We start from the raw sequence: 12846 nt of genomic DNA, 5'->3' as shown, positions 1-12846 counted from the left end.
CTCCGAGACCCGGCCGGTTCCGCGCACCCCCTCTACGGCCGACCACTCCCCGGGTCGGTCAGCAGGGCTTCGGCCGCCGCCGTCGCCACGGTCTCGGCGACCGTGGACAGGGCGGGTGAGTCGAGTTTCCACTGTTGCCAGTAGAGCGGTACGTCCATGGGGCGCGCCGGGGCCAGTTCGACGAGGCGGCCGGAGCGGAGGAGGGGCTCCGCCTGGGGTTCGGGGACGAGGCCCCAGCCGAGGCCGTAGGCGACCGCGTCGCGGAAGCCGTCGGAGGTGGGGACCAGGTGGCGTACGGGCCCGGCGTCCGAGCGGCCGCCGGTGAGGGACCGTACGAAGGCGTCCTGGAGGCGGTCGCGGCGGTCGAAGACGACCGTCGGGGCCTCGCGCAGGTCGTCCGCGAGGGCGCCCGTGAGATGGCGGGCGGCGAACTCGGGCGAGGCCGCCGCCCTGTAACGGGCGAGGCCCAGCCTTCGTACCGTGCAGCCGGACACCGGGTCGGGGGACGAGGTGACGGCCGCCATCACCTGGCCCTCCCGCAGGAGCGCGGTGGTGTGCGACTCATCCTCGCGATGCAGCTCGAAGCAGATCGGCGGGTCCTGCGGCACGCGGGTGAGCGCGGGCAGGAACCAGGTGGCGAGGGAGTCGGCGTTGACCGCGATCGGGATGCGGACCGGGCCCTGCCCGTCCTCCAGACCGAGTTCGGCGCGGGCGTCCCGTTCGAGGCGGGCCAGCTGGCGGGCGAAGCGCACCACCACCTCGCCGGACTCGGTGGGGCGCACCGGCCTCGTCCGTACGAGCAGGACGCGGCCGGTGCGCTGCTCCAGCGCCTTGACGCGCTGGCTGACGGCGGAGGGGGTGATGTGCAGGGCGGCGGCCGCGGCGTCGAAGGTGCCTTCGTCGATCACCGCGAGCAGCGTGCGGACCTGGTCCAGGGGTAGCTCGTCCATAAGTATAGCTAAGGGTACGTAAGAATCTTTAGCTGTACTCATCGAGCGGGAAATCCTACGGTCGTACCCATGACCAGCAGTTTTCTCGCCGCCGCCCTCGCCGGGTTCGGCACAGGGCTCTCCCTCATCGTGGCCATCGGGGCCCAGAACGCGTTCGTCCTCCGCCAGGGAGCCCGCGGCCATGCCGTCCTCGCCGTGGTCGCGATCTGCGCCGTGTCGGACGCGGTACTGATCACACTCGGCGTGGCGGGAGTCGGCGCGGTCGTCACGGCGTGGCCCGCGGCCCTCACCGCGGTCGGCCTCGCGGGCGGGGCCTTCCTCATCGGGTACGGGATCCTCGCCGCCCGGCGCGTGCTGCGCCCCGACCCCACCGCCGCCCTGACCGCGACCGGGCCCGACGGAGGCTCGGCCCGGCGCGCGGTCCTCACCTGCCTGGCCATGACCTGGCTCAACCCGCACGTCTACCTCGACACCGTGCTCCTCGTGGGCTCCCTCGCCTCCGACCGCGGCGACCTGCGCTGGGCCTTCGGCGCGGGCGCGGCCCTGGCCAGCCTCGGCTGGTTCTTCGCCCTCGGCTTCGGCGCCCGTTTGCTGAGCGGCGTCCTGGCCCGGCCGAAGGCCTGGCGCGTCCTGGACGGGCTGGTCGCGGCGACGATGCTGGCGATGGGCGGGATGCTGGTGGCGGGCGTCTGACCCGTGGTCGGCACCGCGGACCTGGACCTGAACCTGGTCCCGGCCACGGCCCGATGGCATGATCGGCCGGGTGCCCCCTTCCCTCAAGATCGGTCCGTACACAGTGATCGCGCTCGCCGACGGCGCGGGCCCCTTCTTCGCCCCCAGACGGGACGCCTTCCCCGAGGCGACCGACGAACAGTGGGCGGCGGCCGACCGGTTCGACCCCGGCGCGCTCGACGCGGAGGGACGCTGGTGGCTCCAGTTCCGGGCGTTCGCGATCCGCGGCGACGACGGGGTGACACTCGTCGACGCGGGCATCGGCCCGGCGGACAGCCCGGCGGCCTCATGGGCGCCGGTGCCCGGGGTCCTTCCCGCCTCCCTCGCGGCCGCCGGGATCGCGCCGTCCGACGTCGACACCGTGATCCTCACCCACCTCCACACCGATCACGTGGGCTGGGCGGTCGTCGGCGCGGACTCCAGTCCCTACTTCCCGAACGCCTCCTACCTCCTCCAGCGGGCCGAGCTCGACGCGCTCGGAGACATCAACCCCCAGCTCCACTCCTCGGTGATCGACCCGCTGCGGACAGCGGGTCAACTACGGCTGCTGGACGGCGACACGGAGCTGGACAACGGCCGCCACGTCGTCGCGACACCCGGCCACACGCCCGGCCACCAGAGCGTGCTCGTCACGTCCGGCCGCGAGCGGGTCGCGGTCACCGGCGACCTGCTGGTGCACGCGATCCAGCTGCTCCACCCCGGACTCCCGTACGTCGGCGAGATGGACGCGGACCGGGCGAGGGCCTCGCGTGAACGCGTACTGACGAGCGAAGCCCAGGACACCCCGGCCACGCTCCACCTGGCGACACCACACCTCACCGAGCCGTTCGTCACCCTCTAGGTGTGTTGTCCCGGGACGTTGGTGACGCGCGTGCTGGGTTATGGGTGAGGGCCTCCGGGTTCGGTGTGGATTGCGACATCTACACGGATCCGAGGAGGCCCTCGTGCCCCACCGTAATGCCCCGCTGACCGAGACCGGGCGTCTTCGCCTGGCCCGCTGTGTCGTCGACGACGGCTGGCCCCTGCGCCGGGCGGCCGAGCGCTTCCAGGTCCGGCCCCACCACCAGCCCCGCAGGACACCGGCCGCGATCGAGACGGAAGTCCTGCGCCTGCGGCGCGAACACCGCATCGGCCCGCTGCGGCTGGCCGTCCGCTGCCACATCGCGGCCTCGACCGCCCACCGCATCCTCCAGCGGCACGGCCAGCCGCCGCTGGCCGCCCTGGACCGGGCCACCGGCGAACCCGTCCGCCGCTACGAACGCGCCCGGCCCGGCGAACTGGTCCACATCGACGTCAAGAAGCTCGGGCGGATCCCCGACGGCGGCGGCCACAAGACTCTCGGCCGGGCCGACGGCCACCGCAGCCGGACCAACGGCGCCGGCTGGGCCTACCTGCACACCGCCCTCGACGACCACAGCCGCATCGCCTACACCGAGGACCTGCCCGACGAGACCGCCCCGACCTGCGCGGCCTTCCTCGTCCGGGCCACGGCCTACTTCGCGTCGGGTGTCGACCGACCAGCAGTCGACCGACCGTCAGAACCTCGTCCTGGACGAGGCCGGAATCGAGGACCCGGTCGTCTTCGAGGAACAGGCCGGCACCTCCAGCCGCCTCCACCCGCTTGAGCGCCCGAACTTCGGCGAGCTGCTCGCCTACGCGCGGCCTGGCGATGTCGTGCACATCTCCGAGATGTTCCGCCTCGTGCGCGGCACCGGGCACATCCTCGTCGTGCTCGACGTCCTCCACCGCGACCGCCTCGCCCTGCGCATCCACGACGGCGCGTTCTCCGCCGTGGACCTCACCGCCCGCCACCCGCGCACCGGCGAACTGCTGTCCACCGTGAGGTTCCTGGTGCAGACCCTCGCCGCCGCCGGCGAACTCCAGCGGGACCTCCAGCGAGAGCTGACGTACGACGGGCTCCGTGCCGCCGAGGCCAAGGGCAACAACGGCGGGGGCCGCCCGGCCGTCAAGGCCGCGCTGGTCGACGGTCGTCCTCGACATGCCGGGCAAGCTCGCCGACTTCCTCCGCGCCGCCGAACTGGAACCCGCCGAACGCGTCACGCTCGACCAGGGCGTGCCCGTACGACGCGGCCAGGGCTACACCCTGCGCGTCACCGCCGTACCCGCGATCCACCGCCAACTCCTCGACCGCTGCCAGGGCCTGGACGGGGCCGGAGCCATTCCGGCACAGCGCAAGGCCCGCCGCGAGTACGAGACCCGCGTCAACGCTCTCGGGGCTCACGCGGGAAGCTGAAGAGAGCTACCAAGATCAAGAACTGGCGGCTTCTGGACTCACCTCGGCGCTACCCCCGAAGGGCCCGGTCGCTCAGGTTCCGCCGGGTTTGCCCGTCGAGACCAGCAGGAGGACGGACGAGCCCGGTGCCACCGGTTCTGCGCCGCCCCGGGGCTGACTGCTGATCACCTGCCCAGCGGGAGCGTTCCAGTCCGTGTGCCGCATGATCGTGCAGGTCAGCCCGAGTCCGCGCAGCAGGCTTCCGGCCTGTTCGACCGGCATGCCGGCCAGGTCCGGCAGCGCGATGCCCGCTCCCGCGGTCTGCTCCTGCTCCGGTGCCCGAGTCGCATCGGCGCTTCCGCTCTTGGGGGTGCCGGTGGCGAGCGGGGTGCACGCCCCGTTCGCCAGTGGGGACAGGGACGGGGAGGCGCCGGGCGCGGGCTGCACGGGCTTCAGCGCGAAGAACCCCACCGTGGCGCACGCCAGCACGCAGGACGCCGCAGCGGTGCCGAGGAGCGCCCGGCGGGTGCGGCTGCGGCTGACGGCTCGCTCGATCGCGGCCGCGTTGACGACCGGCGCCGTCGGCCCGTCGGCGAAGGAGGCCACCGCGGCTCGCAGCTCGTCTTCGAGGCCCGGCTCGAACGGGGCCGGTCCGGACGACGTGTTCCTCACTTCGTACCTCCGAAAGCGGCCGACGGCGTGTGCGGCGCCTGGGCGCCCGATACGGACTCGCGCAGCTTGGCCAGGCCGCGGGCGAGCTGGGACCTCACCGCACTCGAAGAGATGTCCAGGACGCCGGCGACCTGCCGGGCGTCCAGATCGTGCAGGTAGTACAGGACCAGCACGCTGCGCATGCCCATCGGCAGCCCGAGCAGTGCCTCGATCAGTTCCGCGCGCAGATCCACCTGCCCGAACCGGTCCCGGGGGTCGGCCGTCTCGGGCACCCCCGACAGCCCGGGGCGCTCGTCCCGGCGCGACAGCCGCCGCCAGCGGTCGTTGGCCAGGTTGACCAGCACTTTGCGCACGTACGCCTCCGGCGAGTCCGCCACCGCGACCTTCCGCCACTGTCGGCACGCCCGCTCCAGCGCCTCCTGCACCAGATCCTCGGCCACGTGCACGTCACCGGTCAGCGCATACGCGGTGCGGAACAACGCTCCCGACCGCTGTGCGACGAACTCCGTGAATCCGATGCCCGGACCGCTCCTGCGAAACCTCACCCGCCGACCTCCTCTCCTCGTCCCGTTCCGATCACTGCCCCCATGACGGCGGAACGGGGCTGAGTGCTGCACCGAGCCGCCAGCAGTGACGTGAATCACAGCCGGGACGGAAGGGTGTCCCAGGACCTCGCGCCGCTGCCGCCGGGGAGCGGGCGTGGCGGAAGCGCTCGCGTTCAGCAGGCGCCACCGTGTGACGCCTAGCTGTGACGCAACTGAACTTGAACTCGTGATGTCGGTCGACTCGTGGTGGCGGCGTCAGGGTCCGAGACGTCGGCTGTTACCGGCTCGGGTTCAGGACGACGGCTGTAGCCAGCGCCGCGCCGCGGAGAGGTTCACATCGACGTCATCGCTCCAAGAACAGACCTCCAGCCATGAGAGGTAGCCGCCTTGCGCGAAGACCAAGACCTCACCAGGGCACTCGCCGGTTTCGGTGAACAGCTGCACGTCGGCAGCCACGACGGTGCCGGGGCCCGTTGGCGCGGGCTCCAACGCGTCGGCGTCAAGGTCGAAGTAGGCAGTGCCGCACCCACACTTGCAGCGGGATTGCACCCTGAGTTGGGGCACCTGCCGTCGGAGGGCGACGTGAATCGGCTCGTCCGAGTTCAGGACGAGGCCAAGCACGTCGGCTACATCCTCGGGCAGATTTTCAGGCATGCCGCCACCGTAGCTGACCAGCAGCTTCGGGCTTCGACCGATTTCGGGTCCGTCGACCCGACGCTCACAGGGCCAGGTCGGTGCCGCCGGCCAGCTGTCAGGCGAACGGCACCGACATCACTCAATCGAGTTCAGTAGCGGGCGAGGGTCCAGTTCGTGAGGCGGTCCACGATGTCAAGAACCGACCTGCGTGCCCCGGCGGAGATGAACGCGAAGACGACGAACGAGGGGATGAGCGCCACGATCACGACCAACGCGGGCAGCAGACGGACCACGATGGTGCAGAAGTCCAGCAGGGCGTGGAGGGTCCGGGTCTGAGACAGGAGGTCGATCAAACGGTCCAGCAAGGTGTACTCCTCGGATACGCGAGCGGGGTCACCTGGTGTCCGACTGAGGGCATACGTTTCCCTCGGGCGGTGCCTTGTCAGGGCAACCAAGCTAATGAAGAACCCCGCTGGCCCGCGTTTCACGAGTCAGCGGCAGGTTCGAAACCTGCTGCGCATCCCTGTCTCCCTGCATATCGACCTACGGCGCCGGACAACAGTCCGGCGGGCAGCTGAATTTACTGACCGCCACACCGTCATTCAAGGGCGAATCTTAGTCACTGTCCAGAAACGCTCGAAGCTATTGTCTGAGCTTGAATGCGTGATGCCGGCCAGTCGTCCGTGATCAGGCCGGTGCTGGTCAGGCAGCCGTCGACCAGGTCGGACGGTACTGGATCTGCTTGAGCCTGCGCTTGACGGCGCGAGTGATCTGGCCGAGGTCGACTGCGGCAAGGTTGCCGATGTCGCGTTTGACCAGTGACCAGATGCCCTCTTGCGGGTTCAAGTCCGGTGCGTAACTCGGAAGTCGGAAGACGGTGAGCCAGTCCGCGTGGTCGGCGATGAATCAGGGCATCGCCTCGACCAGGTGCATGCGCAGGTTGTCCCAGACCAGCACGATCGGGCCGCCGAGCTGGATGTGCGCTCTGACCAGCAGGTCGCACAGGTCGCGCCAGCCGATGCCCTTCGGCTCGCCCCTGCGGCCCCGGTACTCGCGGACCGAGTAGAATGTCCGGGACCGCTTCCCCGGCTTGTAGCAGGTCAGCCCGGCTATGGACACCCGGCCCGAGCCCCGGCCACGGACCCGGACCACTGGCGTTGAGCCCTTGCGTCCCCAGCTTCTCGCTCGCGGCGGCGTCATCGACTGCCCAGCTTCGCCCTCGAAGACGATCCAGCCGTCACATGCCGCCGCGGTGCTCTTACCCGCGGCCAGGTCTCCTTCTTCCAGACCTCGACCGCCGCGTCGTCACACTCGATCGCCCGCCGAGCCGGCTGCTGCCAGGACCAGCCGTGCCGCTTCAGCAGCAGCCACGTGCCCTCCACGGTGTAGCTCACGTGGAACAGCCGGCCGATCAGCGTCTTGATCCGGGCCAGTGTCCACCGCTGGTCGGCCCAGCCGTGGACCAGCGGCCCACGCTCCAGTTCCCGTTCCAGCCTCGCGATCTGTGCTTCGCCGAGCCTCGGCCGCCCCGGCGATCCCTTCGACAGGACCCCCGCTTCACCGCGCTCGCGCCACTGACGGCGCCACCGTTCCACAGACCGCTCACTGACCCGCAGCGTCGCAGCGATGTCCCTGTTCTTCTGCCCGCCTTGGAAGCGTGTCACGGCCTGCAGCCGGACCCGCTCCCTCGCGGCCCTTCCGATGTCGGTCAACCCGCCGCCCTGCGCGTATCTCACAGTTCAGGGCTACCGGAACGGACCGACCACCATCAGGCGAACGGTCCGACATCACCCAATCAAGTTCAGTACTGCCAGGTCAGACCCATGATCGTTCTCAGCGCCAACCGCTGTACGGATGTTCCCCAAGGCCGATCTAGAGGCAGCAGAGGAACCCGCGGACCGTGGCGTTGAACTCCGCGGGGACGGTGGCATGGACGGTGTGCCCCGCCGGCAGTTCGACGAGCCGGGTACGGGGTCGCCGGTCGGCCATCTCCCTCGCGTGCTCGGCGCCGAGGACCGAGCTGCGGCAGCCCCGGACCAGCAGAGCGGGGCAGGACGTGGCCAGCCAGTCGTCCCAGTGGTCCCCGTTGAGCTGCCGCTGCGAGGCGACCATGTCCTCCGGATCGAACGCGAGGCCCCATCCGTCGGCGTACTCGCGCACGGCGTCCGCGAGGTGCAGCGCCGACGACCCCAGGGCTGCGAGAAGCTCGGCCCGGGTCGGGACCCGGCGCGGCCAGGCGAGACCGAAGGACAGGTCGCCGTCGACCTCGGCCCCGATGTCCTCGACGATCAGCGCGCTCACGAGCCCGGGGTGCCGGGCGGCGAGCTGGTAGGCGTTGACCCCGCCGAGCGAGTGCCCGAGGACGACCGCGCCACCGATTCCCAGCCGCTCCAGGACGGTCGCGGCATCGTCGACGTACCCGGTCCGTGAGAAGTCGGCGGGGTCGGCGGGGCGGTCGGACTCCCCGTGCCCCCGCTGATCGAGTGCGAAGACCCGCCAGGCGTCGCCCAGTTCCCGGGCGAGGCGGGTGAACGTACGGCCTTCCGCGAAGTGTCCGTGCAGCGCCAGCAGAGGCCGGCCCGGCCCGCCGAAGTCGAGGAAGGACAGCCGCCTCCCGTCCACGACCACGGTCGCACGGCCGGGTTCGGCGGGGAGGAGGGCTGTCATGGACGCCAGTATGCGGCCCCTGTACGGGGCGCTAAGGTGCGGGTCGCACGTATGCACGAGAAGGGGGCGGACGCGTGGTGCGTCTGGAGAAGACGGTGCCTGAGGCGCCCGGTGAACGCACGTACCGGCGGAGCGTTTGGACGACTCTCACCGGCTGGGGGATGCTGCTCAGCGCCACGGGTGCGGTCGGATGCGCCCTGTGGGGCGTCGGCCCGTACCCGCCCCTGCGCGTGGAACTCGCCCTGGCCGCCCTGGCCGTGCTCTTCGCCGTCGCCTGGATCGCCGCGTCCCGCCGCGCCCCCGAACGCACCGGCCGCCCTCCGGCCGCCGGGCGAGGCCTGATCTGGCTGATCGCCTGGCTCGTCCCGCTCGCCACGTTGGCCTGCTTCGACCTCGGGTTCATGGTCTCCCCGGAGTACGGCCAGGAGACCGAGCGCCTGGAAGCGGCACGGTACGGGCGCTACTCGGTGCCCGTAGTCCGGCTGGCCGGAGCCCCGGTCAAGGGAGACAACGCCTCCGACGAGCCGGACTTCTACGAGACCGACCTCGTCCTGCGCCTTCCGTACGACAGCGGTCCCCGCGAGGTCACCGTCCCCGGCATGTACACCCGCTACGACCCGCCGAAGCCGGGCATGAGCATCGACGCGTACTACGCCCCGGGCGACCCACGCCCCGACTCGCCCGTCCTGGAGGACGGCCGCCGCTGGGGTACGGGCGTGATCGGCACCCGCCTCCTCCTGATCACCCTGCTCCCGGCCATCTTCGCGGGATCGATCCTGACCGGCAGCCTGAGCTACGCGCTACCGCGCACCACCGCCCGCCGCTTCACCCCGGACGTCCACCTCCCGGTCCTCGGCATCCTCCTCCTCGGCCTGCTCCTCCTCCTGCCCACGGCCCTCGGCTGGGACGCCGGCGGCCTGGCCCAACCGGCGGCGTTCCTGGCGTGCGCGGTGCCGGGGTCGGCGTTGGCGTGGGCGTGGAGGTCGTTCTAAAGCGTGTTGCGAACGCGGATCCCCCTTGTGATGATCCCGATGTGACGCGAGGGGATGACAAGCCAAGATGACGCACGAGCCGAAGGCGTGGTTCGGCGCCCGAACCTTCTACAGATGGCTGACCTGGGAAAACCAACCCTACGAGGAGCGTGTCGTACTGTTCCGCGCACGGTCCCTCGACGAGGCCATGGAACTGGCCGAGCGGGAAGCGGCCGATTACGCCGGGGAGGGTGACCTCGAAGTGCTCGACATGGTGCAGGCGTACCGGATCTCCGACGGTGACGAGGAGTTGCGCCTGGGTACGGAGGTCTTCTCCAAGCTCCACGCTCTCGACCTTCCTGCGAACGTGTTTCTCGACCGCTACGACTCCGGGTCGGCGCACACTCAGATCAGTGAGTGATGCCTGTGTGCTCTCCGGCTACTTCATTGCTGTGCCCGAGCGCCTCACGGGCCCCGGGTTGCCTCGTACGGAGCGGCTGACGTCGGCCTCCGAGTGCCTGATCGACCGGTTTCCGGATGACGGCCGCTGGTTCGGCACGGCGCAGGAGGCGCTCGCGGCCGCCGGGACCGATGAACCAGTACTGCTGGCCCACCTCGATGGCCAGGGCGCCGGCCAGGCCGCCCGTCAGGTGGCTGAGGGCGGACACGAGCTCGGCTGGGAGGTCCTCGGCTACGACTGTGGCCTGCTCCACACCTGGCTCTGCAACGACCTGTACGAGGAGGGCAGGCTCCACCTCGGAGTCGATACCGATGAACGCGGTCTGCTGCCCGACCGGCAGGCTGCCCTACGAGTCGCCGCCTGGGCGAACATGCATGAAGACACCAAGCCGGTCACCTGGTTCCCCGGCGCTCTGATCGAGTGGGACATCTCGGTGGCGAGCCACCGCGGGCCGTCGCCATCGTGACCCCGGCGTCTGCGCGGCAGCCGCGGTAGGGCACATCCGCCGGCGCGCCTGGACCTCAGACCCAGGGGCCTGCATGCCCCAGGCGGCGCGGCGAGGGTCAGGATCCGGGGGCGGGGCGGCGGGGTGCGGGGAGAGAGGCCAGGAGCTCCCACAGCGGGGTGGATCCGGCCGCCCACTGGGCGAGCAGGTGACGGTCGACCAGGTGGAGCCGCTGGTCGTGGGCGAAGTCGACGGCCTTGCCGGTGAAGCGGCCGTTGGTGACCAGGACGATGACGTCGCCGTTGTGGACGGGTCTGCCGGTGCCGTTGAGGACGTGCAGGTCGGGGGTGCCGACCGCGGCACCCGCCAGCCCGGCCGCCCGGTGCTTGCACTGGATGACCCAGAGGCGGCCGAAGGGGTCGGTGGCCTTCACATCGGCGCCGTTGTCACCGGCTCCGCCGACCCGGATCGCCTCGGGGCAGCCGTCACGGCGCATCAGGTCCCGTACCGCTTCCTCGAACTGCTGGTGGTGCAAGGCGTCGATCTGCGGCATCGCGTAGCGAAGGCCCCGTTCCCGCACCTCGTTCCAACGGGCGGCCTCGCGCCGCCGGTGCAGCCACGCGCCGACGGCCGCCGCCGCGATCAGCAGCAGCATGGCCGGCACCCAGGGGTGAGCGGCCAGCCACCGCAGGACGGCCACGACCAGGGTCCCCACCACGACGAGCACCAGCAGCAGGGGGCCGCCGGTCCGCTCCCACCCGGATGCCCGCCTCCGACGACGGGAAGCCGGGCGACGCCTTCGCGGCGCCGGGCGACGGCCCGCTGTCATGTTCCGGCCGGTGAGAAGCCGCTCACCAGTTGCTGATGCGCCTGCGTCCTACGTACCAGGGGCACTAGCAGCACCCCCACGTTGATCGTCGTCATGCGAGATGCGCTCCTGCCACCGTCGTGCCCCGATCCAGTGCAGCCGATGACGTACCCGGGCCGCAGCCGATCGGCGGACGATGGCGGAAAACCCGTCGGCGCTGCCCGGTTGTCGCCCGGACATGCGTTCTGACGGCGGAACGCAGCCCTTCTCAGGCGTGCACCGCGTGTTCCGTGAAGTGTCCGCAGGAGCGAAACCCCAGGCGGCGGTAGACGGGTTCGCCGTCAGCCGATGCCTGGAGGACCGCGATGCGGGATGCGGCGCGAGCCGTATGCAAGGCCGCGAGCGTGATGGCGCCGCCATAGCCGCGTCGACGGTGGGCGGCCAGGGTGGAGATGTTGTAGATGCCGGCCACGCCCGCGCGGTGGAACACCTCGGCTGCGCAGACCGGGTGGTGCCCGTCCACGTATCCGACCAGGTAGCGGGCCGGAGACCGCTCCGCGAGGGCTTGTGGCGCGGCTCGTTCGTAGAATCGCCGGACCGTTTCGGCGGGCGGATCCCAGTTGGCGGCAACGACGGTGGCGTAATCGGCAAGCTGCTCGGGCGTGGTCACCTGCTGGATGTCCAGGCCCAGGCGTTGGGTGCCGGGGGTGGGAAGGGTGTCGTCCAGTGCTGCCCACATCGCCGTCTCCTGTTCGGAGGCCGGCAGACCGGCCGACGTCAGGCGCGCACGGAGGTCCGTCGGCGTGGAGGCGGGGCCCACCCACCAGGAGAACGGGCGGCCCGTACGAGCCAGGGTGCGCGCGGTCTCGGCGATACGGGCATCCGCGTCGGTGGCGTCGAAGCGGGCGGCGGCGACGATGTTGAACGTGTCGTCGTCGAGGCCGCTGTCCGCGATCAGGAGGTCGTCGGTCTCCGTGACGGTCGCACCTGCCGTGCGGCGATGCAGGTGGCAGGCGTGCTCCGCCAGGTTCCGTTCCATCCTTTCCCACACGTCGGCCACGGCGACCGCGTCGGTTGCGTCAAGGTGATGGTCGTCCATAGCGGCTCATCTCAGCATGGATCCTGTCCCCCCGGAGCGCGGTGCGTACTGCGGGGTCGGTGCGGTGAGTTCCTTGGTCATGAAGACGCGGCTGGTGCCCGGGGGGTCGCAGGGGACTTCCCCCAGAGGCTGCCACTCGTGCTTCCGGTAGAAGTCAGGGGCCTGGAAGCTGATCGTGTAGAGCACTGCCGTGCGGCAGCCGCGGGTTCGCGCCTCGTCCTCTGCCTGCCGCAGGATCCTGCTTCCCAGTCCGGTGCCGCGCAGCTGAGGCGGCAGGTAGAAGAGGTCGAGGAAGAACAACCCGAGGGAGGTGCGCCCGGTCAGTCCGCCGACCGCCTGATGTGTCTGGGGATCACGGATCAGAACGGCGAGCGGTGTACCGTCGGCGATCCCGGTCCGCTCGATGTTGAAACGGTCCAGCGCGTCAGAGATCACCGCGATGTCCGCCGACGCAGGAGCATCGGTGACCACGTGGTCCATCCGGGGTTCGGGATGTCGTGACGCGGTGACTGTCGTGTCGGACGTGGTCATGGTCGCTCCAGTAGGTGAGCGGAGGCAGCTCGGCCTCGCCGGCGGATGCAAGTGCGGAGGTGGGAACCCCCCGGGCACGCGCCGACGCTAGGACACG

General features: G+C 70.8%; 18 protein-coding genes and 3 pseudogenes. 8 read left to right on the top strand and 13 right to left on the bottom strand.

Annotation, left to right across the window (positions count from 1 at the left end; translation table 11 throughout):
* Positions 1-32: 32 nt before the first annotated feature.
* The gene (locus ACFC0Z_RS05555; RefSeq protein WP_376432993.1) at positions 33-950 is read right to left on the bottom strand and encodes a LysR family transcriptional regulator ArgP; all 918 of its coding nucleotides are present in this window, start codon (positions 948-950) and stop codon (positions 33-35) included.
* Positions 951-1019: 69 nt separating this feature from the next.
* Between ACFC0Z_RS05555 and ACFC0Z_RS05550 the strand changes: the two genes are divergently transcribed.
* From ACFC0Z_RS05550 to ACFC0Z_RS05530, 5 genes and pseudogenes are all read left to right on the top strand, one after another.
* Complete coding sequence (locus ACFC0Z_RS05550) at positions 1020-1643, top strand: LysE/ArgO family amino acid transporter (RefSeq protein ID WP_376432991.1); 624 nt, start codon at positions 1020-1022, stop codon at positions 1641-1643.
* 70 nt (positions 1644-1713) lie between these two features.
* Positions 1714-2523: an MBL fold metallo-hydrolase gene (locus ACFC0Z_RS05545; RefSeq protein WP_376432989.1), complete on the top strand. Its 810-nt coding sequence runs from the start codon at positions 1714-1716 to the stop codon at positions 2521-2523.
* A gap of 103 nt (positions 2524-2626) precedes the next feature.
* Positions 2627-3187, top strand: a pseudogene (locus tag ACFC0Z_RS05540) (IS481 family transposase); the annotation flags it as partial.
* Position 3188: 1 nt separating this feature from the next.
* Positions 3189-3566, top strand: a pseudogene (locus ACFC0Z_RS05535) (recombinase family protein); the annotation flags it as partial.
* A gap of 115 nt (positions 3567-3681) precedes the next feature.
* Complete coding sequence (locus tag ACFC0Z_RS05530) at positions 3682-3936, top strand: hypothetical protein (RefSeq protein WP_376433504.1); 255 nt, start codon at positions 3682-3684, stop codon at positions 3934-3936.
* Positions 3937-4008: 72 nt separating this feature from the next.
* On the opposite strand, the gene ACFC0Z_RS05525 is transcribed toward ACFC0Z_RS05530, so the two are convergent.
* The 9 genes and pseudogenes from ACFC0Z_RS05525 to ACFC0Z_RS05485 all read right to left on the bottom strand — a co-directional run bounded on the left by ACFC0Z_RS05525 (position 4009) and on the right by ACFC0Z_RS05485 (position 8435).
* Positions 4009-4587, bottom strand: coding sequence for a PASTA domain-containing protein (locus ACFC0Z_RS05525; RefSeq protein ID WP_376432987.1), 579 nt, complete (start codon positions 4585-4587; stop codon positions 4009-4011).
* On the bottom strand, positions 4584-5105 hold the full coding sequence (locus tag ACFC0Z_RS05520; RefSeq protein WP_376433481.1) for a SigE family RNA polymerase sigma factor: 522 nt from the start codon (positions 5103-5105) through the stop codon (positions 4584-4586). Before ACFC0Z_RS05520 ends, ACFC0Z_RS05525 begins: the two co-directional genes overlap by 4 nt.
* A 318-nt stretch (positions 5106-5423) precedes the next feature.
* Positions 5424-5786 (bottom strand): hypothetical protein, encoded by a 363-nt coding sequence (locus tag ACFC0Z_RS05515; protein WP_376432985.1) that lies wholly within the window; start codon positions 5784-5786, stop codon positions 5424-5426.
* A gap of 131 nt (positions 5787-5917) precedes the next feature.
* Entirely contained in the window at positions 5918-6133 is a 216-nt protein-coding gene (locus tag ACFC0Z_RS05510; protein ID WP_376432983.1) for a hypothetical protein, read from the bottom strand.
* Positions 6134-6470: 337 nt separating this feature from the next.
* Positions 6471-6614 (bottom strand): hypothetical protein, encoded by a 144-nt coding sequence (locus ACFC0Z_RS05505; RefSeq protein ID WP_376432981.1) that lies wholly within the window; start codon positions 6612-6614, stop codon positions 6471-6473.
* Positions 6615-6671: pseudogene (locus ACFC0Z_RS05500) on the bottom strand (hypothetical protein); the annotation flags it as partial. It abuts the gene before it with no gap.
* A gap of 3 nt (positions 6672-6674) precedes the next feature.
* Positions 6675-6920, bottom strand: a complete 246-nt coding sequence (locus ACFC0Z_RS05495; RefSeq protein WP_376432979.1) for a hypothetical protein — start codon at positions 6918-6920, stop codon at positions 6675-6677.
* Between the two features lie 44 nt (positions 6921-6964).
* Positions 6965-7504: a winged helix-turn-helix domain-containing protein gene (locus tag ACFC0Z_RS05490; protein WP_376432977.1), complete on the bottom strand. Its 540-nt coding sequence runs from the start codon at positions 7502-7504 to the stop codon at positions 6965-6967.
* Positions 7505-7640: 136 nt separating this feature from the next.
* Complete coding sequence (locus ACFC0Z_RS05485) at positions 7641-8435, bottom strand: alpha/beta fold hydrolase (protein WP_376432975.1); 795 nt, start codon at positions 8433-8435, stop codon at positions 7641-7643.
* 161 nt (positions 8436-8596) lie between these two features.
* Here ACFC0Z_RS05485 and ACFC0Z_RS05480 point away from each other — a divergent pair, with 161 nt between their 5' ends.
* From ACFC0Z_RS05480 to ACFC0Z_RS05470, 3 genes are all read left to right on the top strand, one after another.
* Complete coding sequence (locus ACFC0Z_RS05480; protein ID WP_376432973.1) at positions 8597-9427, top strand: hypothetical protein; 831 nt, start codon at positions 8597-8599, stop codon at positions 9425-9427.
* 67 nt (positions 9428-9494) lie between these two features.
* Positions 9495-9827, top strand: coding sequence for a hypothetical protein (locus ACFC0Z_RS05475; RefSeq protein WP_376432971.1), 333 nt, complete (start codon positions 9495-9497; stop codon positions 9825-9827).
* Complete coding sequence (locus ACFC0Z_RS05470; RefSeq protein ID WP_376432969.1) at positions 9820-10332, top strand: hypothetical protein; 513 nt, start codon at positions 9820-9822, stop codon at positions 10330-10332. Before ACFC0Z_RS05475 ends, ACFC0Z_RS05470 begins: the two co-directional genes overlap by 8 nt.
* Positions 10333-10429: 97 nt before the next feature.
* On the opposite strand, the gene ACFC0Z_RS05465 is transcribed toward ACFC0Z_RS05470, so the two are convergent.
* The 3 genes from ACFC0Z_RS05465 to ACFC0Z_RS05455 form a co-directional block, all read right to left on the bottom strand.
* On the bottom strand, positions 10430-11140 hold the full coding sequence (locus ACFC0Z_RS05465; protein WP_376432967.1) for a restriction endonuclease: 711 nt from the start codon (positions 11138-11140) through the stop codon (positions 10430-10432).
* A gap of 247 nt (positions 11141-11387) precedes the next feature.
* A complete protein-coding gene (locus tag ACFC0Z_RS05460; protein WP_376433479.1) occupies positions 11388-12158 on the bottom strand; it encodes a GNAT family N-acetyltransferase in 771 nt (256 codons plus the stop codon).
* Between the two features lie 66 nt (positions 12159-12224).
* Positions 12225-12749: a GNAT family N-acetyltransferase gene (locus tag ACFC0Z_RS05455; RefSeq protein ID WP_376432965.1), complete on the bottom strand. Its 525-nt coding sequence runs from the start codon at positions 12747-12749 to the stop codon at positions 12225-12227.
* Between the last annotated feature and the right edge of the window lie 97 nt (positions 12750-12846).

Origin of the sequence: Streptomyces sp. NPDC056144 (assembly GCF_042264145.1) — a bacterium.
Lineage (GTDB): Bacteria > Actinomycetota > Actinomycetes > Streptomycetales > Streptomycetaceae > Streptomyces.
Note: the sequence above shows the minus strand (reverse complement) of the source record. Positions and strands in the feature narration are given on the sequence as shown.

What these genes read in the sequence shown, in the direction of transcription:
- ACFC0Z_RS05555 (WP_376432993.1), bottom strand. Translation starts at nt 950, where the DNA reads ATGGACGAGCTACCCCTGGACCAGGTCCGCACGCTGCTCGCGGTGATC.
- ACFC0Z_RS05550 (WP_376432991.1), top strand. Translation starts at nt 1,020, where the DNA reads ATGACCAGCAGTTTTCTCGCCGCCGCCCTCGCCGGGTTCGGCACAGGG.
- ACFC0Z_RS05530 (WP_376433504.1), top strand. Translation starts at nt 3,682, where the DNA reads ATGCCGGGCAAGCTCGCCGACTTCCTCCGCGCCGCCGAACTGGAACCC.
- ACFC0Z_RS05515 (WP_376432985.1), bottom strand. Translation starts at nt 5,786, where the DNA reads ATGCCTGAAAATCTGCCCGAGGATGTAGCCGACGTGCTTGGCCTCGTC.
- ACFC0Z_RS05485 (WP_376432975.1), bottom strand. Translation starts at nt 8,435, where the DNA reads ATGACAGCCCTCCTCCCCGCCGAACCCGGCCGTGCGACCGTGGTCGTG.
- ACFC0Z_RS05480 (WP_376432973.1), top strand. Translation starts at nt 8,597, where the DNA reads ATGCTGCTCAGCGCCACGGGTGCGGTCGGATGCGCCCTGTGGGGCGTC.
- ACFC0Z_RS05475 (WP_376432971.1), top strand. Translation starts at nt 9,495, where the DNA reads ATGACGCACGAGCCGAAGGCGTGGTTCGGCGCCCGAACCTTCTACAGA.
- ACFC0Z_RS05465 (WP_376432967.1), bottom strand. Translation starts at nt 11,140, where the DNA reads ATGACAGCGGGCCGTCGCCCGGCGCCGCGAAGGCGTCGCCCGGCTTCC.
- ACFC0Z_RS05460 (WP_376433479.1), bottom strand. Translation starts at nt 12,158, where the DNA reads ATGGAACGGAACCTGGCGGAGCACGCCTGCCACCTGCATCGCCGCACG.
- ACFC0Z_RS05455 (WP_376432965.1), bottom strand. Translation starts at nt 12,749, where the DNA reads ATGACCACGTCCGACACGACAGTCACCGCGTCACGACATCCCGAACCC.